This window comes from Flavobacterium jejuense (assembly GCF_006491595.2).
GTDB classification, from domain to species: Bacteria; Bacteroidota; Bacteroidia; order Flavobacteriales; family Flavobacteriaceae; genus Flavobacterium; species Flavobacterium jejuense.
Genome location: NZ_VEVQ02000003.1, coordinates 361,971 through 385,657, shown reverse-complemented (window position 1 = coordinate 385,657; position 23,687 = coordinate 361,971). Strand labels below are relative to the sequence as shown.

Genomic DNA, 23,687 nt, shown 5'->3' with positions numbered 1-23,687 from the left:
TGTAGTCTCAAATCAATAGAGTATTTATGCTCAAAACCTATCTGAAGCTTTTGCTTCGGATGAATATCTTATATAATAAAATTAAAGAATAAAATAAAATGAAATTTCAATTAAAAAATATAGCAGCTGTAGTAGCCATTTCTTTATCGTTTGCATCATGTTCTAATGATGATGATGTCAATTCAAATACATTAGGTGAAGGGAATCTTAAATTAGAGTTTGATCAAATTTATAATGGAGCAGATTTTGCTTTTAATACAGCTTACACAAACTCTAACGGTGAAGTTGTAAAAGTAGATGTTGCAAAATATATAGTAAGTAATATTGTGCTTACTAAAATGGACGGGTCTGTTTATACTGTACCAAAGAGCGAAAGTTACTTTATAATCGATGAGGAGACAGAGGCAACTCACTTAATAAACTTGCCAAATATTCCTGCGGCTGATTATACTAAAGTTTCTTTTGGAATAGGTGTGGATAAAGAACAATTTGACTTAGGCGCAACTGGTCAAACTAGTTTTTTGCAGACGGCTCAAGATGCAGGAATGATGTGGTCATGGAGTGCGGGCTATAAATTTGTTGCTTTAGAAGGTAAGTTTACCTCTTCAACGGTAACAACTGAGGCTCAGTTTAAAGTGCATACAGGTCAAACAGGTAATGACTATAATTACAATACTATAACGTTAGACTTACCAGATAATGCTTTAGTGAGAACAACTATTACTCCGCAAATACATATTATGGCTGATTTGTCTAAAATTATAGATGGAACAAATGTTATTAATCTTTCAGATGGAGCTACAATTATGGGAGGAGAAAAGCTACCATTAATTACCGCTAATCTTTCAAATATGTTTGAAGTGCATCATGTACATAATGATTAAATAATTAATTATAACTGTTGTTGATTAGATATCATAATAACCTGCGTTCTATTACTATTGAAATAGTGTATAGAAAGTATAAACGTGAATTATAGCCCTGATAGGAACGACATCCTTTTCTTTTTTCTTTGAAAAATGAAAAGATATAGTGGATAGCAGGACTGTTTTTCAACTGAAGTATTGTTTTTGTGCTCCTAAAAATACTAATCGAACTCAGGTTAGCAACAGTTTTTTAAATTTTAAGAAAATGAAAACAAAATATATATTGTTGTTTGCTTTTTTATTTCTATTTAGTTGTTCAGATGATAATGGAGAGGAAAACTATCAAAAAATTCCGATAAACTATGAAGTTCCAAGTAATTTTCCGCCTTTAACTTATGATTTGTCTAATAACCCATTAACTGAAAAAGGATTTGAATTGGGAAAAAAATTGTTTTACGAAGGCAGATTAGCTTCTGATGGAATTGTTTCTTGTGGTTTTTGTCACGAACAAGCTTCTGCTTTTACGCATCACGGACATACTTTTAGTCATGGAGTAGACGGAAATATTGGAACGAGAAATACACCACCAATTCAAAATTTGGCTTATCAAACCGTTTTTATGTGGGATGGAGCAACAACACATTTAGAATTGCAACCCATTATTCCTTTTACTAGTGAAATAGAAATGAATGGTAATTTTACCAATGCAATAACGATGATGAAAGGAGATGCTACTTATCAGAAATTATTTGCGCAAGCGTTTCCTGATGGAGCAATTAATTCTGAAAATATGTTGAAAGCCTTGGCTCAATTTATGGTTATGGTAACATCTTCCAACTCTAAATTTGATAAATACAGAAGAAATGAAGTAGGTGGAAATTTGTCTGCTGATGAATTAGCAGGTTATGCTGTTTTTAATCAGAAATGTGCTTCTTGTCATGCAACCGATTTATTTACGGATAATTCATTTCGAAATAATGGTTTACCAATAAATCCATCGTTAAATGATATTGGGAGATATCGTGTAACAGAATTAGATTCAGATAAATACAAGTTTAAAGTGCCTAGTTTGAGAAATATTGAAAAAACAGCACCTTACATGCATGATGGACGTTTCTTTACTTTAGAAGCTGTTTTAAATCATTATAGTTCGGGTGTGGTAAGTTCTACGACTTTGGATTCTTCTTTGAGTCAAAATGGAACTTTGGGAATTCCTTTAACAAATTTAGAAAAAACGCAAGTAATTGCCTTTTTAAAAACATTAACAGACTATCAGTTTTTGACGGATAGTCGCTTTTCAGAATATTAAATCAATGAAGAAAATAATAATAATTTTTGTGCTGTTTTTTCAATTTGGCTTAGCCATGGATAAAGATTCAATAGCTACAAATCCTTTTGCTAAATATCATTTGCAATTAGAAGCATTTGATTTTTGTGATGCTTGTGGTTGTTCTGCTAGTGGTGGAAGTATGGGTTTTGCCTCTATGTTAAACTCCAATTTTGTTGGAATTCGTTATTTTAATCAATCCTATAAAAGTAATGATGGTTTGTATACGAATTCTCCTTGGTATAATCAAGATTTTAATACCATGCAAATTTGGGCTAGAATTCCAGTTGTGAAAAAAGTTCAAGTGTCGACATTTATACCTTATCATTTTCATTCAAGAGCGATTGAAAATGGAAATCAAAAAATACAAGGTTTAGGAGATATTACTGTTTTAGGGATGTATCAAGTATTTGAAACCAAAAAAGATAGTACTTTTTTTAATCATTCTTTTCAAATTGGGACAGGAATAAAAATGCCAACAGGAAAATTTAATGAAGCCAATGCAGGAACAGTAAATCCAAGTTTCCAAGTTGGAACGGGTAGTTGGGATTATCTTTTTGCAACTGAATATGTGATTAAAAGAAAGCAATTAGGATTAAATGCTATGCTGAATTACGTTGTTAAAACTGAGAACGACAAACAATATCGTTTTGGTAATCAATTCAATTATGCTGGAACGTTTTTCTATTTGTATGAAACTTCGAAATATGCAATCGTACCGCAATTAGGTTTGGCTGGTGAAGTATATGGTACAAATTATCAGTACAAACAAAAAGTAAGAAATACGGAAGGAGATATTTTGTTTGGTAAACTGGGTTTTGAAATAGGAAGAGATCAATTTTCTTTTGGGGCCAATGCTATGCTGCCTATAAATCAAAATCTCACAGGTGGAAATGTGAGGGCTAATTATAGATGGAGCGTAAATTTGAATTATAGTTTGTAAATAACAGAAAAAAGGAACTCAATTGAGTTCCTTTTTTTATTTTTAACGCTTTTGGAGAAGTTTATTTGCCTAAATATTCAGCAATTTTAGCCTCACCATCCACTTTAATTTTCATCAAGCCATGTTTAGTAATTCCTTTACTTGCTGCGTCCCATTTTTTGCCACTTAATTCTGATTTTGTTTTCAAATCACCAATAGCAATTCCTTCGTTAGCTTTTAAAATTTCAATAATATGCTTCTCATCTTCGGTTAATTCTGGTCCTTTTTTCTCAGGACGCATTTGTGGGAAGAATAACACTTCTTGTATGGATGCATTATTAGTTAAAAACATAATTAAGCGATCCATTCCAATTCCCATTCCAGAAGTGGGTGGCATACCATATTCCAAAGCTCTTAAAAAGTCTTCATCAATAATACCATTCGCTTCATCATCACCTTTTTCAGCAAGAGCCATTTGATGTTCGAAACGCTCTCTTTGATCAACTGGGTCGTTTAATTCCGAATAAGCATTAGCAATTTCTTTACCACAAACCATTAACTCAAAACGTTCTGTTAAATCGGGATTATCTCTATGCGATTTACATAAAGGAGACATCTCTTTAGGATAATCAGTAATAAATGTTGGTTGGATAAAGTTGCCTTCACATTTTTCACCAAAAATTTCATCTATTAGTTTTCCTTTACCCATGGTTTCATCTACTTCAATACCCATAGATTTAGCTGCTTCAAACAATTCAGCTTCGGTCTTTCCAGTAATGTCAAAACCAGTAAATTGTTTAATTGCATCGGTCATAGTTACACGAGTATAAGGAGCTTTAAAATCTACTTTATGTTCTCCAAAAGTAGCTTCAGTAGTTCCGTTTACTTGAGTAGCGCAATATTCTAATAAATTTTCAGTCATTTCCATCATCCAGTTGTAGTCTTTGTAAGCTACATAAATTTCCATTGCTGTAAATTCAGGATTATGAGTTCTATCCATTCCTTCGTTACGGAAGTTTTTTGAAAATTCATAAACACCATCAAAACCACCTACGATTAATCTTTTTAAGTATAATTCGTTAGCAATTCTCATATATAACGGAATGTCTAAACTATTATGATGCGTAATGAAAGGTCTTGCAGCAGCTCCACCAGGAATAGCTTGTAAAACTGGAGTTTCAACTTCCATGTAGCCAGCTTCATTAAAGAAATTACGCATAGCATTGAACAGTTTTGTTCTTTTTTTGAATACTTCTTTCACTTGCGGATTTACAGCTAAATCAACGTAACGCATTCGGTAGCGTAATTCTGGATCTACAAAAGCATCATAGGTTTTTCCTTCTTCATCTGTTTTTGGCAAAGGTAAAGGACGTAATGTTTTGCTTAAAAAAGTAAATTGATCTACACGAATACATTTTGCACCTACTTTTGTAGTAAACAATTCTCCTTCAATACCTATAAAATCACCTAAATCGGTTAGTTTTTTAAAAACCTGATTATAAGTAGTTTTGTCTTCATCTGGACAAATAACATCCCTGTTTAAATACAACTGAATTCTTCCTTCGCTATCCTGTAATTCAGCAAATGCTGCTTTACCTTGATCACGAACACTCATTAATCGTCCAGCAACAATAACCTTTTTACCTTCCTCAAAAGTTTCCTTAATCTGTTTCGAAGTATGATTTACAGGGAATAAATCTGCAGGATAAGGGTTTACACCAAGGGTACGTAAAGCAATTAGCTTTTCTCTTCTAATGATTTCTTGTTCTGAAAGTTGCATATAAATGTATTTAAGCGTGCAAAGATAGGTATTAGTTTAAAAGTTTAAAAGTTTAAAAGTTCAAAAATTTACATTTTATATGGAGTGATTGTTTTGGGTATTTTTGTAATCCATTTTCCTGCCATACACTCTATCTTTTTTTTCAAAAAAGGATGCCGTTTCTGTCAGGGCTATAAAGGAACTATTTGTATATTTGCAGTACTAATTTTCAATACGCTACTTGTGACTCAAAATAAAGAAATTCAATTACAAGACCTAGGAAATAAAGACTACAAAGAAACTTGGGATTATCAAGAAGAACTTTTCAAAGGAATTGTTGATACAAAGATTCGAAATAGAAGAGAAGAAGCTAATTCAGAAACATCCAATTATTTTCTTTTTGTAGAACATCCTCATGTTTATACTTTAGGTAAAAGTGGAGATTTATCTAATTTATTACTTTCAGAAAAACAACTAGAAGCAAAAGGAGCTACTTTTTACAAAATAAATAGAGGAGGAGATATTACTTATCATGGTCCAGGGCAAATTGTAGGCTATCCTATTTTAGATTTGGAAAATTTTTTCACAGACATTCACAAGTATTTGCGTTTTTTGGAAGAAGCTATTATTTTAACTTTAGCTGAATACGATATTGTAGGAACAAGAAGTGAAGGGGAAACTGGTGTCTGGTTAGATGTTGGAACACCTTTTGCAAGAAAGATTTGTGCAATGGGAGTTCGTGCGAGTCGTTGGGTAACCATGCATGGTTTTGCTTTAAATGTAAATGCCAATTTAGGATATTTTGATAATATAATTCCATGTGGAATAAAAGGTAAAGCGGTAACTTCAATGCATGCAGAACTAAATACTCATGTAGATGAAAAATTGGTAAAAGAAAAAATTATGAAACATTTCTCAACTCTTTTTGAGTGCGAATTTGTTTAATTTGTTTTCAACCTTTACTAAGCTTTAAAAACTATAAGTCTAGAAACAATTGTTCAGGTAATAATTTAAAGCTCATTCTGTGGTATTTACATGGGCCGTATTTTTTTATGGCTTCACGATGTTCTTTAGTTGGATAGCCTTTGTTTTTTTTCCAATTGTACATCGGAAATTCTTCGTGAATTTTATCCATAAAGTCATCTCTGTAAGTTTTTGCTAAAACAGATGCTGCAGCAATGCTTAAATATTTAGAATCTCCTTTTGTGATACTTTCGTTAGGTATCTTTTTTAATAATTCAATTTCATTGTTGTTAAAAACTTTTCCATAATTACTTTTTAATCCTAATTTTGAAAAAATGGGTCTATTGCCATCTACAATTATAAATTCAGGAATAGGGTTTAACTGTAAAATACTTTCTTGCATGGCTTTCATCGAAGCATTTAAAATGTTTATTTCGTCAATTTCATCCTGATTGATATGTGTGAATGCAAATGTTATAGCTGCTTTTTCAATAAGTGGTCTTAAAATTAATCTGTTTTTTTCTGATAATTGCTTTGAATCATTCAAAGAAAGAGATTCAAAATTTTCAGGTAAAATAATTGCGGCAGCTGTCACAGGTCCTGCAAGACAACCTCTTCCAGCTTCATCGGTTCCACATTCAAAAGTGTAATTTTTATAACGTTTAATTAACATTTTTTGTTTTTGACAAAAATATAATTTTAAACGCAACCTTTATGAGTTTTTTTCATCTAATAAGTAGTATTAGTTAGTATTGTGTAATTTTATAATTAAATATTTAACATTTAGAAAGAGTAATATTCCGAAGTATTATTTGGTTATTTAAGAAATTATTAAGAAGTTTGCGAAATAACTAACTCAAATAAAAATTAATATGAGATCGAAGTTTAAATGGATTTTCACGCTTTTAGTAGCGTTTACAATGCAGTTTTCGTTCGCACAAGAGAAAACTGTTACAGGTGTCGTTTCTGATGCTTTAGGACCATTAGCAGGAGCTAATGTGGTTGTTAAAGGTACTAATAAAGGTACTACAACAGATTTTAATGGTAGTTTTACTATCAAAGCTAGTGAGGGTGATATACTTGTTGTCTCTTATGTAGGTATGGATGACTCAACCGTTACAGTAACTGCAGCAAATTCTTACAATGTTTTGTTATCTCAAGGTGTTGATTTGAAAGAAGTTGTTGTTGTTGGTTATGGTACTACAACAAAAGAGGCTTTTGTTGGAACAGCAACAAGAATTAAGTCTGAGAATGTTGAAGCTAAAGCAGTTTCTAATATCTCTCAAGCTTTAAAAGGTGAGGTTGCGGGTGTTAATGTAATTACAACTTCAGGTCAACCTGGTTCATCAGCACAGATTAGAATTCGTGGATTCGGTTCTGTGAATGGAAACAGAGATCCTTTATATGTTGTAGATGGAGTTCCATATACAGGTAATGTAAATGCAATTAATCCATCCGATATTGAAAGTTTAACAATATTAAAAGATGCAACGGCAACGGCTATTTATGGTTCTAGAGGAGCTAATGGAGTTGTTGTTATCTCAACTAAAAAAGGACAATCTGAGAGTTCTTCTTTAGAAGTAGAATTTAAATCAGGTATTAATATTAGTTTATTGCCTAGATATAGTACTATTAAATCTCCAGAAGAATATATTGGTTTATCTTGGAATGCTGTTTATAATCAAGGGGTTAGTACTGGAGCTCCAGACCCTGTTGCTTATGCTAATGCTAATTTATTTGGTGGTCAAGGTATAAGTCCAGGTTATAATCTTTGGAATGTAAATAGTGCAGCTGATTTAATAGATCCAGCTACAGGTCAAGTTCGTGCAGGTGTTACAAGAAAGTATAATCCAGAGAACTGGGAAGACTATGGTTTCCAAAATTCTTACAGACAAGAAGCTAATGTTAGATTTAGTGGAGGAAATGATAAAACGAGATACTTTAGTTCATTTGGTTTTTTAAATGATGAAGGATATATCATTAATTCAGATTTCAAACGTTATTCTACTAGATTAAATCTTACTCATCAACCTAAAAAGTGGATGAAAGCTACTGCAAATATTGGTTATTCGGGTTCTAGAACTAATAATAATGGTCAAACTTCAGATTCTGGTAGTATATTTTGGTTTGTAGATAACATTCCTTCAATTTACCCATTGTATTCAAGAGATCCATCAGGAAATTTTGTTGCAGATCCTTACTTTGGAGGTAATCAATATGATTATGGTGATGGTACTTCAGGTTCAAGAGGATTTGGAGGTTTAACAAATGCTATAGCAGATGCTCATTACGATAGAAGTAGGACAGATAGAAATGAATTCAATGGATCATTTTCATTTGATTTTAAATTGTCTAAAGACTTTACTTTTGAGAATAGATATGGGGTTCAATACTATGACCAAGAGTATAATAATAGAAATAATCCATTTTATGGTTCTGCTGCTCAACAGTTTGGGTCTTTGTTTAAAAGTCAAACAAGATATGTAACTCAAGATTTTTTACAGTTATTACGTTATAACAAAGAATTAGGTAATCACAATTTTGAAGTATTTGTGGCTCATGAATCAAATGATTTTAAATTGACTAATTTTACTGCTTCAAAACAAAAGGCTGTTTTATATGATACTTTTGATTTAAATCAATATATAATTAATTCTGGTCAACCAGGTTCATATACTGATAGGGCTTCTCTTGAAAGTTACTTTAGTCAGTTTAATTATAATTTCAAGAAGAAATATTATTTTACTGCTTCAATTAGAAGAGATGGTTCTTCAAGATTTAAAAATGATAAATGGGGAACATTTGGTTCAGTAGGTGCTTCTTGGATATTGTCAAATGAGTCTTTCTTAGAAAATGTAAGTTTTGTTAACTTTTTGAAAATAAAATCTAGTTACGGTGTAATAGGGGATCAAGAAGGTTCAGGCTTATGGCCAGGTTATGACACTTTTGATGTGGGTAACTTAAATGATGAATATTCAGTTTCTATTAGAGGTAACGGTAATGCAGATTTAACATGGGAAACTTCTAAAATATTTCAAGTAGGTTTAGAATCAACATTCTTTAATTTTTTGGATGTAAATGTTGATTATTATGTTAAAAATATTGATAATTTAATTTTCCAAAGACGTACGGCTCCTTCAACGGGTATTGCGCTTATTACAGTTAATGATGGTCAATTAAGAAATAGTGGTTTAGAATTTGACGTGTTGGCACATATAATGAAACCTAAAAACCCTGGTGATTTCACTTTAGATTTTGGTATTAACGGAGAGATATTAACTAATAAAATTACTGAAATGCCATTAGATCCTGCTACAGGCTCGCCAAAAATATTGGATACGTCTAATGCTCCTTATGGTTGGTCAAATGGTTCATCAGTTTATGATTTTTACATGCCTGAATGGGCTGGTGTAGACTCATCTACTGGTACAGCATTGTGGTATATGAATTTTGATGATGTTAATAATGATGGAGTTTTCAATACTGGAGATGCTATTGTAAGAAATTTAACAGATTATACTTCTCAAAATCCTAATAGTGTAATTGGAACTACTGTTACATCAAACTATGCAGATGCTACAAATAAGTTTGTTGGAAAATCAGCTATTCCTGATGTTAGAGGAGCATTTAGATTAAGTGCTAAATATAAAAACTTTGATTTATCTACACAGTTTACTTATAGCTTAGGAGGTTATGCTTATGACTTTACTTATGCTGGATTAATGGGTAATGGTCAAATTGGTTCTAATAACTGGCATGAAGATATCAGAGATAGATGGCAAAAGCCTGGAGATATTACTGATATTCCTAGAATTTCAAATGCTGCGGATGCTAATGTGAATGCTAGATCTACTAGATTTTTAACTAAAGCTGATTACATTGGTTTAAATAATGTAAGATTAGGATACACTTTACCATCTAAATTTGCGGATATATTACAATTATCTAAGTTGAATTTTTATGTAACTGGAGATAATTTAATGTTTTTAAGTCATAGAAAAGGATTTAATCCTTCTACTTCTCAAAATGGTAGTTCTAATACTTATAGATATTCACCTTTGTCGAATTTTACTTTAGGTGTAAAACTTGAATTTTAAAAAAAAAAAATATGAAAAATAAATTTATTTATCCAATTTTTGTTACTGGCTTGCTTTTTTTTACAGCAAGTTGTAATGAGGAATATCTACAGACTGAGCCTACTGAGTTTATTACTCAGGAGCAATTGGCAGATGCATCTGCAAATAACCCTGATTTACTTAAAGGGACAGTTTCGGGAATTTACTCTTTAATGTTTCAAACAGAAACTGGTGGTACAACAAATCACAATGATTTTGGACAAAAAGGGTATGATATATTTTCAGACATGTTGTCTGGTGATATGGCTTTAAGTAGTAATACGTATAATTGGTATAGAAATTTGGCAGATTATCAGGTTACTATTGATTATACTAGAAATGAAAATTATCAAGTTTGGAGGTATTATTATAGAATAATTAGATCTACTAACATTGTTGTTCAAGCCTTGGGTGGAAATGATGCAATTCCTGTAAATCAAGAAAATCAATACCTTATGGGGCAAGCTAAAGCGTTAAGAGCATATGCTTATTTTTATCTAACTCAATTTGAGGTTAATGGATATGATTTGTCTCAACCAATTTTGCCTATATATACGGATCCAGCTCAACAAGCACAACCTAAAAGTTCAGCTTCAGATGTGTATGGTTTAATTGTAGATGATTTAACAGATGCAATTACTTTGTTAGATGGATTTAATCGTTTAACTAAAACGGAAATTAATAAATATGTTGCAGAAGGTTTGTTAGCTTATGTTTATGCTGCAATGGGTAATAATGGAGATGCAAAAACATTAACTAACGATATAATTGCATCTGGTGGCTTCCCATTAACTACTACTGCGGAATTAACAGGAGGTTTTAATAATGTTAATACACCTTCTTGGATGTGGGGAGTTGATCTTACACCTAATCAAGGATTAGATTTAGTGTCTTGGTGGGGACAAATGGATATTTTTACATATAGTTATGCTTTTGCTGGAGATAGAAAAGTAATTGATTTAAATCTGTATAATTCAATTCCAGCTAATGATGCTCGTAAAAGTCAGTTTTCTGCTTCTTCACAATTACCAATAAATAAATTCTATGATCCTAATAGAATACAAGGTGGGCAAAGAGTAATTACAACGGATTATATTTATATGAGAGTTGATGAGATTTATTTGTTAAATGCTGAAACTGCTGCAAAAAGTGGTGATGAAGTTACAGCTAGGACTAGTTTAAAAGCTTTGTTAGTAAACCGTATTCCAGATAATTCTTATGTTGATGGTCTTTCTGGTCAAGCTTTACTTGATGAGATTTATTTACAAACAAGAATTGAGTTATGGGGTGAAGGTAAAAGTTATTTGGCTATGAAACGTAATCAAGCAACAATAAACAGAGGTGCTAACCACTTGTTTCAAGCAGGTGTAGCTGTTCCATATAACGATGAGAGATTGACTTTTGAAATTCCTCAAGCTGAGATTCAAAATAATCCTTTCCTTAACGATCAAAATTAACCCAAAAACAAGAATTATGAATTATAAGAAAATAATAGCAATCTTCTCACTGATTGTACCGGTGTTGTTTTTGACTGGATGTAGTGATGAAGATGAAAATTCAGGAGGATCATTAAATTATGTATCTTTTGAATCAAAAACTTACAATGTTTCTATAGAGGAAAATTTAACTGAGACCTATGATGTTAAAGTATTTACTACTAACATATCAGGTGAAGATAGAACTTTTTCTGTAGAAGTAGATTTAGGAGCTACCACTGCAGATACACAATATTATTCCGTACCAGGAACTGTTACTGTACCAGCAAACACAAATGTTGGTGTTATTCCTGTTAATGTTACAGGTACAGACTTAGGTAATGGAAAGGATATCGTTTTGAAATTGGTTCCTTCTACTGCTATATACACAAATAGTGTTGCTGCTAGTAATAGTAAAATTACAATCAAAATTACTCAAGCTTGTTTCCTAAATCCAGTAGTTTTATCTTTTACATTTGATTCTTATCCTGAAGAAACATCTTGGGAACTATATCAAGGTGTTACTTTATATGCTTCTGCTGCAGCAGGTGATTATACTGGTTTAGCAACTTATTCTCAAAATTTGTGTTTACCTGATGGAGATTATACATTTGTAGTTTATGATGTTTATAGTGATGGGATCAATGCTCCAGGAGGATTTACTTTAACTTCAGGGACAACTACTTTAGCTTCAGATGGCGGTAATTTTGGAGGTTCTACTTCATTTAATTTTACTTTTTAAGTAGGGAAATTATAAAATGATTTTTAATCAGATTGAGAGCTCGATATTTATCGAGCTCTTTTTTTATATTAAAATTATGAGTTTAGCTTTTTATATTTATTATTATTTCTCATTACATTTGTAAGAATTAAAAAATATAATGAAAAATTTTATAATTATTTTATTCCTGTTTTTTTCAGTTTTTTTAAACTCTCAAATAAGAGATGCTAATGGGTTTGGAAAAATATCAAATAAATCTAGTGATACATTAGGTAGAGCAAAAAAAACGATTAATGAAATTAAAGAAAAACCTCCAATAGATTTATATAAAATATATACACTTCAAAAAGATACTACCTATTTAGACACCACTTTGTCAATACAAAAAGAATATAAGTTCAATTTATTAAGGAAAGATATTTTTGGATTATTACCTTTTGCAAATGAAGGACATACTTATAATACTTTAAACTATTCTTTAGTGAAAAAAAATGTTATTCCTTCAATGGGTTTTTCTGGAAAACATTTTAATTATTTAGAAGTTGATGATATTAAATATTACAATGTGCCAACACCTTTGTCTGACCTGTATTTTAAGACAGTAATGGAACAAGGTCAATCTGTAGATGCATTTCTGACAGTAAATACAAAGCCAAATCTTAATTTTTCTATTGCTTATAAAGGGCTACGTTCAATTGGAAAATATATCAACAATATTGCAAGTTCAGGAAATTTTAGATTTACTACTAGTTACTTTACAAAGGACAAGCGTTATATTCTCAATGCTCATTTTACGGGTCAAGATATTTCAAATCAAGAAAACGGAGGAATTCAAGATGTAACTATTTTTGAAACTAGTGAACCTCCATTTAATGAAAGAGAACGATTAGATGTTTATTTTAATGACGCTACTTCTTTATTAAAAGGAAACCGTTTTTTAATAGATCATTCTTTCAAGTTAAATAAGAGTAATCCAAACAGTTTGTTATTTACACATCAATTCAACCATGAGTATAAATTTTTTAATTTTGAACAAACTATAGCCAATGATAGATTTGGAGATTCATATTCAAGTTTTATAAACAATAAAACGAGATATAATCATTTCTATAATAAAATAGGAGTTGGTTTTACAACAAAAAAATATGGAGATGTCTCCTTTTTTATTGAGGATGATGTTTATAACTATTTTTATAAAAGCTTAGTATTTGATAATGTAGGAAATACTTTGGTTCCAAATGCTATAAATGATAGAATTACATCTTTAGGTGGTAATTATACCTACTATGCTAATAATTTAAAAGCAAATTTATTATTGTCGAACTCAATAACAGATCAATCTGTTTCAAATATTGAAGCTACATTGAACTATAAGTTAAATGAGGATTATGAATTCCAATTCAAATATCAAAAATTAAATAGTTTGCCTAATTTGAATTATACTTTGTATCAAAGTAATTATGTTGATTATAATTGGTTTAATAATTTTAAAAATGAAAAGCGTAATCAATTTCAGTTTACAATTCTGTCAAAATGGTTAAATTTAGAGGGGCAATACTCTATTTTAGATGATTATTTGTATTTCGATAATATTACAAATGATATCGAAAAGTTAACTGTTAAACCATTTCAAAATAATAATACAATAACTTATGCTGCTGTAAAAGCTTCAAAAGATATTAAATTTTGGAAGTTTGGTTTAGATAATACTTTGTTGTATCAAAATGTTGAAAATTCAGACAAAACGTTAAATGTTCCCCAGCTAGTAACTAGAAATTCTTTATATTTTTCTGAGCATGTATTTAAAAAAGCAATGTTTATCCAAACTGGAATTGTTTTTAATTATTTTACAGAATACTACGCTAACGATTATAATCCACTGTTAGGTGAGTTTTATGTTCAAAGTGAAAGGAAAATTGGTGGTTTTCCAATGATAGATTTCTTCATTAATGCAAAAGTACGTCAAGCTAGAATTTTCTTAAAAGCAGAACATTTTAATTCAGCTATGACTGGATACAATTTTTATTCAGCACCCAATTATCCTTACCGCGATTTTATTGTGAGATTTGGTATTGTTTGGAATTTCTTTCAATAATTAAGAAACGAAAGTGAAGGCATTCTTGTTTGCCATATTCCTGCTGTCCGTTTTAGTTCCTAAACTAGTTTAGGAAGCTGTCACTACCATCAGGGTTAGTTAGGTTTTCATTTTCATTTTTGTATTCGCAATATTCACACTATCTTTGCAAACGAATTTATGTTTTTATAACTAAATTCTGTATTCTAATTTCTAAATGACAAAATGAAATACGCAAAAAACATACTAGAAACTATTGGAAATACACCATTAGTTAAAATCAATAAATTAACTAAAGAAATAGACGCTTTAGTTTTAGCTAAAGTAGAAACTTTTAATCCAGGTAACTCAGTAAAGGATAGAATGGCTGTAAAAATGATTGAAGATGCTGAAGCTGATGGAAGATTAAAACCTGGAGGTACTATTATTGAAGGAACCTCAGGAAATACAGGAATGGGTTTGGCTTTAGCAGCAATTGTTAAAGGGTACAAATTAATCTGTGTGATTTCTGATAAGCAATCTAAAGAAAAAATGGATATTCTTAGAGCTGTTGGAGCAAAAGTTGTTGTTTGTCCTACGGATGTGGAACCAACTGATCCTCGTTCTTATTACTCTGTTTCTAAGCGTTTAGCAACTGAAACTAAAAATGCTTGGTATGTAAATCAGTATGACAATCCTAGTAATGCAATTGCTCACTATGAGCAAACTGCACCTGAAATTTGGGAACAAACAGAAGGGAAAATTACACATTTTGTAGTTGGTGTTGGAACAGGTGGAACTATTTCTGGTGTAGCAAAATACTTAAAAGAGAGAAATCCAAATGTTAAAATTTGGGGAATAGATACCTATGGTTCAGTATTTAAAAAATACCATGAAACAGGAGTTTTTGATGAAAACGAAATTTATTCTTACATAACGGAAGGTATTGGAGAAGATATTTTGCCTAAAAACGTTGATTTTTCTTTAATTGATGGTTTTACTAAAGTAACCGATAAAGATGCTGCTGTTTATACAAGAAGACTTGCTTTAGAAGAAGGTATTTTTGTTGGTAATTCTGCTGGTGCTGCTATTAAGGGCGTATTGCAATTAAAAGAACATTTTAAGCCAGAAGACGTAGTAGTGGTTTTATTTCACGATTCAGGAAGTAGATATGTAGGTAAAATGTTCAATGATGATTGGATGCGTGAAAGAGGTTTCTTGGAAGAAGAAGTTACAAAAGCAACAGATTTAATTAAAGAACATCAAGATAAACCATTAATTGTGGTTCGTACAGAAGAATTGGTTTCTCATGCTATTGAAAGATTAAAAAAATACAAAATCTCTCAAATCCCAGTAATTGATACAACTGGTTTTGTTGGAAGTTTAGATGAAACTGACCTGTTTAGGAGTTATGTTGAAGATAAGAATATTGCTGACAAACCTATAAAAGAAGTAATGGGTAAGCCATTTCCGATTGTAAAAGAAAATACGTCAATTGAAGAGGTCTCTAAGCTAATCAATAAAGACAATCAGGCTGTTTTAGTTGAGCTAGAAAATGGAAAGTATCATATTATAACAAAACATGATGTTATTAGCTCTATAAAGTAAGAGCTTTGAAATAGTTTAAGAAAACCTGTAAGTCTATGATTTGCAGGTTTTTGTTTTTTGTATATATTTGTACTTTATTATAAGCCAATTAGATTAATTATAAGCCATACAAATGAAAGAAGACTTCTTGCATTATATTTGGTTACATAAAAAACTCGATGTAACTAAATTATTTACTCTTAAGAAAGAAAAAATTGAAATTCTTAGTTTCGGTCAGTATTTACAAACTGCTGGTCCCGATTTTTTTAATGCCCAACTCATCATAGGAAATCAAAAGTGGGCAGGAAATATCGAAATTCATCTAAAATCTTCAGATTGGTATTTGCATAACCATGAAATAGACGAAAACTATAACAATGTTATTCTACATGTTGTTTGGGAACATGATGTAGAAATTTATAGGAAAAATAATTTAGAAATTCCTGTTCTTGAACTTAAACAGTATGTGTCATTAAATGAAATAGATAATTACAAAAAACTGATGCTTTCCAAAACGTGGATTAATTGTGAAAATCAAATTAGTAATGTCGATAAAATTATTGTTGAGAACTGGAAAGAAAGACTTTTCTTTGAAAGGTTAGAGAGAAAATCAAAAACAGTATTAGAATTGCTAAAAGAAACAAAAAACGATTGGGATGCTGTTTTATTTTGCTTGCTTGCCAAGAATTTTGGTTTAAATACAAATGGTGAAATTATTTATAAAATGGCAAAAGAATTATCATTTGCCATAATAAGAAAAGAATCTAATCAGTTAGAAAATATAGAAGCTTTGTTTTATGGTTGTACTAATTTATTGAATGATAAACTAGAAGATACTTACTTTCAAAATTTAAACTCAAAATGGAAATTTTTGAAAAATAAATATAGATTAAATGAAAAACGCAATGAAGAAACTTTGCAGTTTTATAAATTAAGACCTGATAATTTTCCTACTATTAGATTGTCTCAATTAGCGGTTTTATACCATACTAGACATAATATTTTTCAACAAAGTTGTAACGTTAAAGAAATAGAAAAGTTATATGAATTGTTTGCGGTTAAGGCAAGTAAATATTGGGATAATCATTATAATTTTGATAAAGAAAGTACTTTTAAAAAGAAATTAATTTCAAAAAGTTTTATAGATTTAATTATAATCAATACTATTATACCTCTTCAGTTTGCTTATTTAAATTATATTGGGAAAGATAATTTAGAAGAAATAATTCATTTAATTAGACAAATTCAACCTGAAAAAAACTCAATAATTAAAAAGTTTAACCATTTTAATGTAAAAGTAAAAACGGCATTTGATTCACAAAGCTTATTACAATTAAAAAAAGAATATTGTGATGGAAATAGATGTCTTAGTTGTAACATCGGAATAAGTTTGATTAAAAATTAATCAGTATATTTGGATACTAAATTAAAGCGAAAATGTATAAAATACTTCATTTTTTTGAGAAGCATGGTTTTTTTGTAGCCTCAAGATTAGCCGATAAATTGGGAATGAGAGCTACAAATGTACGCTTGTTTTTTATATACATATCTTTTGTAACTGCAGGTTTAGGTTTTGGGTTTTATCTTACTTTAGCTTTTTTATTAAAGCTCAAAGATATGATTTATACTAAGCGTTCTTCAGTTTTTGATTTATAATTGCTGAATCTCAAAGCCTTAACTTTTCTTTGTTTTTTCGATACTTTTCTTATCTTTGGAAAATTAACAACCAATAAATTAATATGTCAACAAAATCAGACTCATGGGGTTCTAGAGTTGGACTCATCTTGGCAATGGCTGGAAATGCTGTTGGATTAGGTAATTTTCTACGTTTCCCTGTACAAGCAGTTCAAAATGGAGGTGGAGCTTTTATAATTCCTTATTTAGTATGTTTCTTAGTAATGGGTATTCCATTATTATTCATTGAATGGTCTTCAGGTCGTTTTGGTGGTCGTTCAGGCAATCATAGTACACCTTATATTTTAGATTCTATGGCAAAAGGTAGAGTTTGGAAATATATTGGAGTATTTGGGATTTTTACTAATATAGCAGTTGCTGCTTATTATTGTTACATTGAATCTTGGACAATGTCTTATGTGTATCATTCAATAGTGGGAACTTTTAATGAAATGAGTCAAGCAGATGTTGCGGGATTTTTCAATTCCTATACTAATATTGCTGAATCAACTACTGGTATTCCTTATGAAGCTGTAATATTTTATATTATATGTTTATTGTTGAATACATTTATTCTTTCAAAAGGTTTAGGAGGAATTGAAAAAGTAGCTAAGATTGGTATGCCTTTGTTGATAACGTTTGGAGTTGTTTTAGCTGTTAGAGGTTTAACATTAGGGACTTCAGGAGCTTCTGATATTTTTCCAGATGCAAATGCATGGGATGGTTTAAATTTCTTATGGACACCACAATTTGATTCGTTAACTAGCCCAAAAGTATGGTTAGCAGCTGCAGGTCAAATATTCTTTACACTTTCTGTAGGTATGGGAACAATTCATTGTTATGCTGCTTACTTAAAATCTAAAGATGATATTGCTTTAAATGCAGTTTCTGCCGGATTTATGAATGAATTTGTGGAAGTGGTTTTAGGTAGTTTAATAGTAATTCCAATTGCTGCAGGATATCTTGGTTTAGACTGGGTAATTCAAAATGCAGGTTTTGGTATGGCATTTCAAACAATGCCTTACTTATTTCAACAATGGGGAAGTGGTTTAGCAATAGTAGCTGGAGTTTGTTGGTTTGGGTTATTGTTTTTTGCAGGTATTACTTCCTCTCTTGCGATGGGTACACCTTGGATGGGCTTCATGCAGGATGAATTCAATTGGTCTAAAAATAAAGGAGCTTGGTCTTTTGGAGCTTTAGTTTTGATAATGGGTCTACCAACAGTTATTTTTTATAACGAAGGTTTGTTTGATCAATATGACTATTGGGCAGGAACAGTAAGTTTGGTAGTTTTTGCTTTTCTAGAAACAGTTTTGTTTTCTTATATATTTGGAATCAAAAAAGGATGGGCTGAAATTAATCAAGGAGCAGATATTAAAATACCTGGTTTTTATAAATATATTATTTTAATTGTTACACCGCTACTATTAGGTTGGGTTTTAGTATCAAGTATCCCTGACTGGATTGATAAAGTAAAAGATAACGATACAAATAATAAAGAATGGTTTGCTAAAGAGTTTTATGCAGAAAACTTTGATGCAGCTGGTAAAAATGCAGGTACTGTTGAAGAAGTAGGTACTAATACAGTTAAGTTTTCATTTGAGGATATTAAAAAAGTGTTTGACAAAGAAACGGAAACAGTGAAAACAATTACTTATACAAATTATAAAGAATATAAGTTTAAAGCTAAAAAGAATCAAGTTGTTGTTGTTCAAAAAGGAGATATTGTTAAACCAAATGATATTATTGCAACAGGGGATTTTAAAAATGATACTTTGTACAAGTTCATGGGAAGAATGTTATTACTTTCTTTATTTATCTTTATAAGTGTAATAGTATATTTTGCTTATAAGAAAAGAGTGAAAGAAGGTAGAGCAACATTATAAAATTTTAAAAAAAAACTAAAAATGAATACATCAGCTTTAATAACAATGTTAGCAGCTCAAGGAATAGTGATTTCTTTTGCAAGCTTTTTTTTCTATAAAGTATTAACCATTCCACCTAAACAAGAACCAGATTCTTACAGTGAGAATGATGATGAATTGGTAAGACAAAAGCCAGAATAATTTAGATAAATATTTATCCATCTGATATAAGTCTTATTTTGAAAAAACAGATGAAAGAATTTAAATCCTACTTTCTATTTTCGAGAGAACATAGAAGTGGGATTTTTTTATTGTTTATACTCGTCATTTTAATACAATCTATTTATTTTATTTTAAAATCTAATAATTTTTTTTATACATCGAAACAATTACATGATAAAGAATGGCTTTTAGTCCAAAATAAGATTGATAGTATTAAAAAAAGTAAAATAGAAACAGGATATCAACCAAAAGCATTCAATCCTAATTTTATTACTGATTATAAAGGATATTTATTAGGTATGTCTTTGGCTGAAATTGATAGATTACATCAATATAGGGCGTTAAATAAGTTTGTGAATTCTGCATATGAGTTTCAAAAAGTCACACAGGTTTCAGATTCTTTATTGACTAAAATTTCACCTCTGTTCAAATTTCCTGATTGGGTAAATGCTAAAAAGGATTTTAAACCCTATGGTAATTTCAATAAAAAAGTTGAAGAAAAAATAGTTTCAATTGACTTGAATAGTGCGACTAAAGAAGATTTAATGAAGGTTTATGGTATTGGTGATAAAATATCGGATATTGTTCTCAAGGAAAAAGAAAAGTTTGGCACTTTTGCATCAGTTGATCAGCTAGAATTTGTTTGGGGTATTTCTTCAGAGGTTTTAGAGGATTGTAAACTTCGATTTTTTGTGCAGCCAAATTCATCTCTGAAAAAAATTAATATCAATACAGCTTCTACAAAAGAATTAATGAAATTTCCTTATTTTAATTATGCCTTCGCAAAAGAGATTGTAACCTACCGAAGTATGAATGGAGTTTTGAGTTCTATTGAAGATTTAGCAAAAATTAACAACTGTCCTTTAGAAAAATTAAAAATAATCGCCTTATATTTGGAATTCTAAAAAAATAGTTCAATTTAAAGATATCAAATATAAATTCATGAATTCAAAATACTTCACAGAAGAACATCAATTATTTAGATCAAGTTTACGAGATTTTTTACAAAAAGAAGTGGTACCTCATATTGAAAAATGGGAAAAAACAGGTATAATTGAACGCTTTATTTGGAAAAAATTTGGAGAAATGGGGTTTTTCGGAATAAATTATCCAGAAGCCTATGGTGGAATGAATTTAGATTTATTTTACACTGTAATTTTTTTGGAAGAACTTCAAAAAATAAAATCTGCTGGTTTTGCTGCGGCTATGTGGGCACATTCTTATTTAGCAATGACACATTTAAATGCGGAAGGAGATGAGCGAATTAAACAAAATTACTTAGCACCAAGTATTGCAGGAGATATTATAGGGGCGTTATGTATTACAGAACCTTTTGGAGGTAGTGATGTGGCTGGTATGAGAACAACAGCTATTAAAAAAGGAGATAAATACATTGTTAATGGGTCTAAAACATTTATAACTAACGGTGTATATGCGGATTATTATGTAGTTGCTGCTAAAACTAATATTGAACTTGGTAATAAAGGAATAAGCATGTTTTTGATAGATACAAAAACTCCTGGCATTTCTGCTACAAAATTAGATAAATTAGGTTGGAGGGCTTCGGATACTGCTGAAATTGCGTTTGATAATGTAGAGATTTCTGTAGAGAATTTAATGGGTGAAGAAGGAAAAGGATTTCCTTATATTATGCAGCATTTTGCTTTAGAGCGTTTGATTATGGCTATTAATGCACATGCTAGATCTGAATATGCTATTGAATACACAATAGAATATATGTCACAAAGAGAAGCCTTTGGAAAAACAATTGATAAATTCCAAGCACTACGTCACAAAATTGTAGAACATGCAACAGATGTTGAACATTGTAAAGTGTTTAATTATGAAGCAGTAGCTCGTTTAGATAAAGGTGAGTATGTAGTAAAAGAAGCCACGATGGCTAAATTGAAATCTACAAAAATAGCAGATGAAACTATTTATAGTTGTTTGCAAATGTTAGGAGGTTATGGGTATATGGAAGAATATCCATTAGCACGGTTATTGAGAGATAGTCGTTTAGGACCAATTGGTGGAGGAACTTCTGAAATCTTAAAAGAAATATTGTCAAAAATGATAATTGATAATAAAAATTATAAACCTGCAGTTGAATAATTTTAAATAAAAAGAATAATGTTTTATTTATAATTGATTTTTTTTAACTTTAATATTTGATATTAAAAATAAATTTCTACTTTTGCAGTCTAAATGAAAGGGGGTGCCAAAACTATGTTAATTATACCAATTAAAGACGGAGAAAATATCGATAAAGCGTTAAAACGTTATAAGAGAAAATTCGACAAAACAGGAACAGTTCGTCAGTTGAGATCAAGACAAGCTTTCCATAAACCGTCAATTGTAAAAAGAGCTCAAATTCAAAAAGCAGCTTATATTCAAAAATTAAGAGATTCATTAGAGTCTTAATTTTTTTTGAATTCAAAATATAAAACCGTTAGGTAATAAAGTGTAACTTTGTTGTCTAATGGTTTTTTTTTATGTCTACAAATCTTCAAGCTTATCAAGATTATTTAGTAAAAGAAAAGAATTACTCTCTTCTTACAGTGAATGCGTATTTAAGAGATGTGATGTCTTTTCAAGAGTTTTTGATTGTTAGTTGTGATGAGGTGTCTTTGGAAGAGGTGGTTTACCCGCTAATAAGAAGTTGGATTGTTTTTTTGGTAGAAAATAAAATTTCAAATAATTCTGTTAATAGAAAAGTCTCTTCTTTAAAGTCGTATTATAGGTTTTTGCTAAAAATTAAACAAATAGAAGTTAATCCTCTGTTAAAACATAAGTCGTTAAAAACTCCCAAGAAAGTGCAAATTCCTTTTTCGGAGAAAGAAGTTGATAATGTTTTTAATTTAGATCATTTTTTTAATGATTTTGAAGGTGTTAGGAATAGGTTGGTTATAGAACTTTTTTATACAACAGGAATAAGAAGGGCGGAATTGATTAATTTAAAGCTATCTAATATTGATTTTTCAAAACAAGTATTGAAGGTGTTGGGGAAAAGGAATAAAGAGAGGATTATTCCTTTGTTGCTGTGTACTAAGGATTTGTTGAAGGAATATTTGGCTTTTCGATTAGAGAAAGTGAAACCGGCTTTTTCTGATGTGTTAATTTTGTCTAAAACTGGAAATAAAATTAGTGAATCGTTTGTCTATCGATTAATTAATGATTACTTTAGTAGTGTGTCTCTTAAGGTAAAAAAGAGTCCTCACGTTCTTAGGCATTCATTTGCAACTCATTTGCTAAATAATGGTGCCGATTTAAATTCAGTTAAAGAATTATTAGGTCATGCTAGTTTGTCATCTACACAAATTTATACTCATAGTAGTTTAGCTGAGTTAAAGAAAGTGTATCAAAAGTCGCATCCTAGAAACCAAAAATAATTCACTTGTCTAACCTAAGTAATTATTAAAGAGTATGAAAGTAAATGTTCAGGCAGTTAATTTTAATGTTGATAAAAAATTAATCAACTTTGTTCAAGAACGATTAGATAAATTGGAGAAATATTTTGATAAAGTTATTTCTTCTGATGTTTTTTTAAAATTAGAAAACACTAGTGATAAAGAAAATAAAACGGTTGAAGTGAAAATACATGTGCCAGGAGAGGAGTTTGTGGTAAAAAAAACATGTAAGACTTTTGAAGAGGCTGTTGATATTTCGGAAGAATCCCTAGAAAGAATTTTGATAAAGTATAAGGAAAAAATAAGAGCTCATGCTTAAATGAAAAAAAAGACAAAAAAAGTTTTGAATAAAAAATAAATTCTATACATTTGCAGTCCGTTAGAAATAGCGGACTTTTTTTATTATAGTTGCCGGTGTAGCTCAGCTGGCTAGAGCAGCTGATTTGTAATCAGCAGGTCGTGGGTTCGAGTCCCTCCATCGGCTCAAAGAGTTAAGTAACTGATAATAAAATGGTATGGGGAGATACTCAAGCGGCCAACGAGGGCAGACTGTAAATCTGCTGGGTAACCTTCGCAGGTTCGAATCCTGCTCTCCCCACAAACATTCCTGTTGATGACAGATGTAAGCCGGTGTAGCTCAGGGGTAGAGTGCTTCCTTGGTAAGGAAGAGGTCACGGGTTCAATTCCCGTCATTGGCTCTGGAAATGTTTATAATTTTTGAACACTAATAT

General features: G+C 30.6%; 20 protein-coding genes and 3 tRNA genes. 21 read left to right on the top strand and 2 right to left on the bottom strand.

Translation table 11 applies throughout. The annotated features are described in order from the left end of the window. Positions 1-98 precede the first annotated feature (98 nt). The 3 genes from FIA58_RS06800 (at position 99) to FIA58_RS06790 (ending at position 3,136) form a co-directional block, all read left to right on the top strand. A complete protein-coding gene (locus FIA58_RS06800) occupies positions 99-884 on the top strand; it encodes an MbnP family protein (RefSeq protein ID WP_140961478.1) in 786 nt (261 codons plus the stop codon). Positions 885-1,131: 247 nt separating this feature from the next. Further along, positions 1,132-2,175 carry a cytochrome-c peroxidase gene (locus FIA58_RS06795; protein WP_140961476.1) on the top strand — a complete coding sequence of 348 codons (1,044 nt, stop codon included), beginning with the start codon at positions 1,132-1,134 and terminating at the stop codon, positions 2,173-2,175. A 4-nt stretch (positions 2,176-2,179) separates the two neighbouring features. Then, positions 2,180-3,136: a transporter family protein gene (locus FIA58_RS06790; RefSeq protein ID WP_140961474.1), complete on the top strand. Its 957-nt coding sequence runs from the start codon at positions 2,180-2,182 to the stop codon at positions 3,134-3,136. A gap of 61 nt (positions 3,137-3,197) precedes the next feature. Here FIA58_RS06790 and lysS read toward each other — a convergent pair whose 3' ends face one another. Next, positions 3,198-4,895, bottom strand: a complete 1,698-nt coding sequence (gene lysS, locus FIA58_RS06785) for a lysine--tRNA ligase (protein WP_140961472.1) — start codon at positions 4,893-4,895, stop codon at positions 3,198-3,200. A 222-nt stretch (positions 4,896-5,117) separates the two neighbouring features. Between lysS and lipB the strand changes: the two genes are divergently transcribed. After that, positions 5,118-5,819 carry a lipoyl(octanoyl) transferase LipB gene (lipB, locus tag FIA58_RS06780; RefSeq protein ID WP_140961470.1) on the top strand — a complete coding sequence of 234 codons (702 nt, stop codon included), beginning with the start codon at positions 5,118-5,120 and terminating at the stop codon, positions 5,817-5,819. Positions 5,820-5,850: 31 nt separating this feature from the next. Here lipB and FIA58_RS06775 read toward each other — a convergent pair whose 3' ends face one another. Next, positions 5,851-6,510 carry a ribonuclease HII gene (locus tag FIA58_RS06775; protein ID WP_140961468.1) on the bottom strand — a complete coding sequence of 220 codons (660 nt, stop codon included), beginning with the start codon at positions 6,508-6,510 and terminating at the stop codon, positions 5,851-5,853. 199 nt (positions 6,511-6,709) lie between these two features. Here FIA58_RS06775 and FIA58_RS06770 point away from each other — a divergent pair, with 199 nt between their 5' ends. The 17 genes from FIA58_RS06770 (at position 6,710) to FIA58_RS06690 (ending at position 23,654) form a co-directional block, all read left to right on the top strand. Then, a complete protein-coding gene (locus tag FIA58_RS06770; protein WP_140961466.1) occupies positions 6,710-9,934 on the top strand; it encodes a SusC/RagA family TonB-linked outer membrane protein in 3,225 nt (1,074 codons plus the stop codon). An 11-nt stretch (positions 9,935-9,945) separates the two neighbouring features. Beyond that, positions 9,946-11,409, top strand: a complete 1,464-nt coding sequence (locus FIA58_RS06765; RefSeq protein WP_140961464.1) for a RagB/SusD family nutrient uptake outer membrane protein — start codon at positions 9,946-9,948, stop codon at positions 11,407-11,409. Positions 11,410-11,425: 16 nt separating this feature from the next. Next, entirely contained in the window at positions 11,426-12,169 is a 744-nt protein-coding gene (locus tag FIA58_RS06760; protein ID WP_140961462.1) for a DUF4843 domain-containing protein, read from the top strand. Positions 12,170-12,308: 139 nt separating this feature from the next. Beyond that, positions 12,309-14,243 carry a putative porin gene (locus FIA58_RS06755; RefSeq protein WP_140961460.1) on the top strand — a complete coding sequence of 645 codons (1,935 nt, stop codon included), beginning with the start codon at positions 12,309-12,311 and terminating at the stop codon, positions 14,241-14,243. A gap of 204 nt (positions 14,244-14,447) precedes the next feature. After that, positions 14,448-15,809, top strand: a complete 1,362-nt coding sequence (locus FIA58_RS06750; protein WP_140961458.1) for a pyridoxal-phosphate dependent enzyme — start codon at positions 14,448-14,450, stop codon at positions 15,807-15,809. Positions 15,810-15,921: 112 nt separating this feature from the next. Then, entirely contained in the window at positions 15,922-17,193 is a 1,272-nt protein-coding gene (locus tag FIA58_RS06745) for a DUF2851 family protein (RefSeq protein WP_140961456.1), read from the top strand. Positions 17,194-17,225: 32 nt separating this feature from the next. Then, positions 17,226-17,444 (top strand): PspC domain-containing protein, encoded by a 219-nt coding sequence (locus FIA58_RS06740; protein WP_208022768.1) that lies wholly within the window; start codon positions 17,226-17,228, stop codon positions 17,442-17,444. Positions 17,445-17,527: 83 nt separating this feature from the next. Beyond that, on the top strand, positions 17,528-19,348 hold the full coding sequence (locus FIA58_RS06735) for a sodium-dependent transporter (protein WP_140961452.1): 1,821 nt from the start codon (positions 17,528-17,530) through the stop codon (positions 19,346-19,348). Positions 19,349-19,369: 21 nt separating this feature from the next. Beyond that, positions 19,370-19,528 carry a hypothetical protein gene (locus FIA58_RS06730; RefSeq protein WP_165928870.1) on the top strand — a complete coding sequence of 53 codons (159 nt, stop codon included), beginning with the start codon at positions 19,370-19,372 and terminating at the stop codon, positions 19,526-19,528. Positions 19,529-19,578: 50 nt separating this feature from the next. Then, positions 19,579-20,454, top strand: a complete 876-nt coding sequence (locus FIA58_RS06725; protein ID WP_140961450.1) for a ComEA family DNA-binding protein — start codon at positions 19,579-19,581, stop codon at positions 20,452-20,454. Between the two features lie 37 nt (positions 20,455-20,491). After that, positions 20,492-21,661 (top strand): acyl-CoA dehydrogenase family protein, encoded by a 1,170-nt coding sequence (locus FIA58_RS06720; RefSeq protein ID WP_140961448.1) that lies wholly within the window; start codon positions 20,492-20,494, stop codon positions 21,659-21,661. Between the two features lie 114 nt (positions 21,662-21,775). After that, complete coding sequence (gene rpsU / locus FIA58_RS06715) at positions 21,776-21,970, top strand: 30S ribosomal protein S21 (RefSeq protein ID WP_140961446.1); 195 nt, start codon at positions 21,776-21,778, stop codon at positions 21,968-21,970. Positions 21,971-22,041: 71 nt separating this feature from the next. Next, entirely contained in the window at positions 22,042-22,938 is an 897-nt protein-coding gene (locus tag FIA58_RS06710) for a tyrosine-type recombinase/integrase (RefSeq protein WP_140961444.1), read from the top strand. A gap of 34 nt (positions 22,939-22,972) precedes the next feature. Further along, on the top strand, positions 22,973-23,275 hold the full coding sequence (hpf, locus tag FIA58_RS06705; RefSeq protein WP_140961442.1) for a ribosome hibernation-promoting factor, HPF/YfiA family: 303 nt from the start codon (positions 22,973-22,975) through the stop codon (positions 23,273-23,275). 91 nt (positions 23,276-23,366) lie between these two features. Then, positions 23,367-23,440, top strand: a tRNA-Thr gene (locus FIA58_RS06700). A gap of 33 nt (positions 23,441-23,473) precedes the next feature. Then, positions 23,474-23,554: transfer RNA gene (locus tag FIA58_RS06695), tRNA-Tyr, on the top strand. 28 nt (positions 23,555-23,582) lie between these two features. Continuing rightward, positions 23,583-23,654 (top strand) — tRNA-Thr (locus FIA58_RS06690). The last annotated feature ends 33 nt before the right edge of the window (positions 23,655-23,687 follow it).

Excerpts from the sequence above, each read along its gene's own strand:
- FIA58_RS06770 (WP_140961466.1), top strand. The coding sequence starts at position 6,710 with ATGAGATCGAAGTTTAAATGGATTTTCACGCTTTTAGTAGCGTTTACA.
- FIA58_RS06720 (WP_140961448.1), top strand. The coding sequence starts at position 20,492 with ATGAATTCAAAATACTTCACAGAAGAACATCAATTATTTAGATCAAGT.
- FIA58_RS06740 (WP_208022768.1), top strand. The coding sequence starts at position 17,226 with ATGTATAAAATACTTCATTTTTTTGAGAAGCATGGTTTTTTTGTAGCC.
- FIA58_RS06790 (WP_140961474.1), top strand. The coding sequence starts at position 2,180 with ATGAAGAAAATAATAATAATTTTTGTGCTGTTTTTTCAATTTGGCTTA.
- FIA58_RS06725 (WP_140961450.1), top strand. The coding sequence starts at position 19,579 with ATGAAAGAATTTAAATCCTACTTTCTATTTTCGAGAGAACATAGAAGT.
- FIA58_RS06735 (WP_140961452.1), top strand. The coding sequence starts at position 17,528 with ATGTCAACAAAATCAGACTCATGGGGTTCTAGAGTTGGACTCATCTTG.
- FIA58_RS06750 (WP_140961458.1), top strand. The coding sequence starts at position 14,448 with ATGAAATACGCAAAAAACATACTAGAAACTATTGGAAATACACCATTA.
- FIA58_RS06730 (WP_165928870.1), top strand. The coding sequence starts at position 19,370 with ATGAATACATCAGCTTTAATAACAATGTTAGCAGCTCAAGGAATAGTG.
- FIA58_RS06800 (WP_140961478.1), top strand. The coding sequence starts at position 99 with ATGAAATTTCAATTAAAAAATATAGCAGCTGTAGTAGCCATTTCTTTA.
- lysS (WP_140961472.1), bottom strand. The coding sequence starts at position 4,895 with ATGCAACTTTCAGAACAAGAAATCATTAGAAGAGAAAAGCTAATTGCT.
- FIA58_RS06760 (WP_140961462.1), top strand. The coding sequence starts at position 11,426 with ATGAATTATAAGAAAATAATAGCAATCTTCTCACTGATTGTACCGGTG.
- FIA58_RS06775 (WP_140961468.1), bottom strand. The coding sequence starts at position 6,510 with ATGTTAATTAAACGTTATAAAAATTACACTTTTGAATGTGGAACCGAT.
- FIA58_RS06710 (WP_140961444.1), top strand. The coding sequence starts at position 22,042 with ATGTCTACAAATCTTCAAGCTTATCAAGATTATTTAGTAAAAGAAAAG.
- rpsU (WP_140961446.1), top strand. The coding sequence starts at position 21,776 with ATGTTAATTATACCAATTAAAGACGGAGAAAATATCGATAAAGCGTTA.
- FIA58_RS06745 (WP_140961456.1), top strand. The coding sequence starts at position 15,922 with ATGAAAGAAGACTTCTTGCATTATATTTGGTTACATAAAAAACTCGAT.
- FIA58_RS06755 (WP_140961460.1), top strand. The coding sequence starts at position 12,309 with ATGAAAAATTTTATAATTATTTTATTCCTGTTTTTTTCAGTTTTTTTA.
- FIA58_RS06795 (WP_140961476.1), top strand. The coding sequence starts at position 1,132 with ATGAAAACAAAATATATATTGTTGTTTGCTTTTTTATTTCTATTTAGT.
- hpf (WP_140961442.1), top strand. The coding sequence starts at position 22,973 with ATGAAAGTAAATGTTCAGGCAGTTAATTTTAATGTTGATAAAAAATTA.
- FIA58_RS06765 (WP_140961464.1), top strand. The coding sequence starts at position 9,946 with ATGAAAAATAAATTTATTTATCCAATTTTTGTTACTGGCTTGCTTTTT.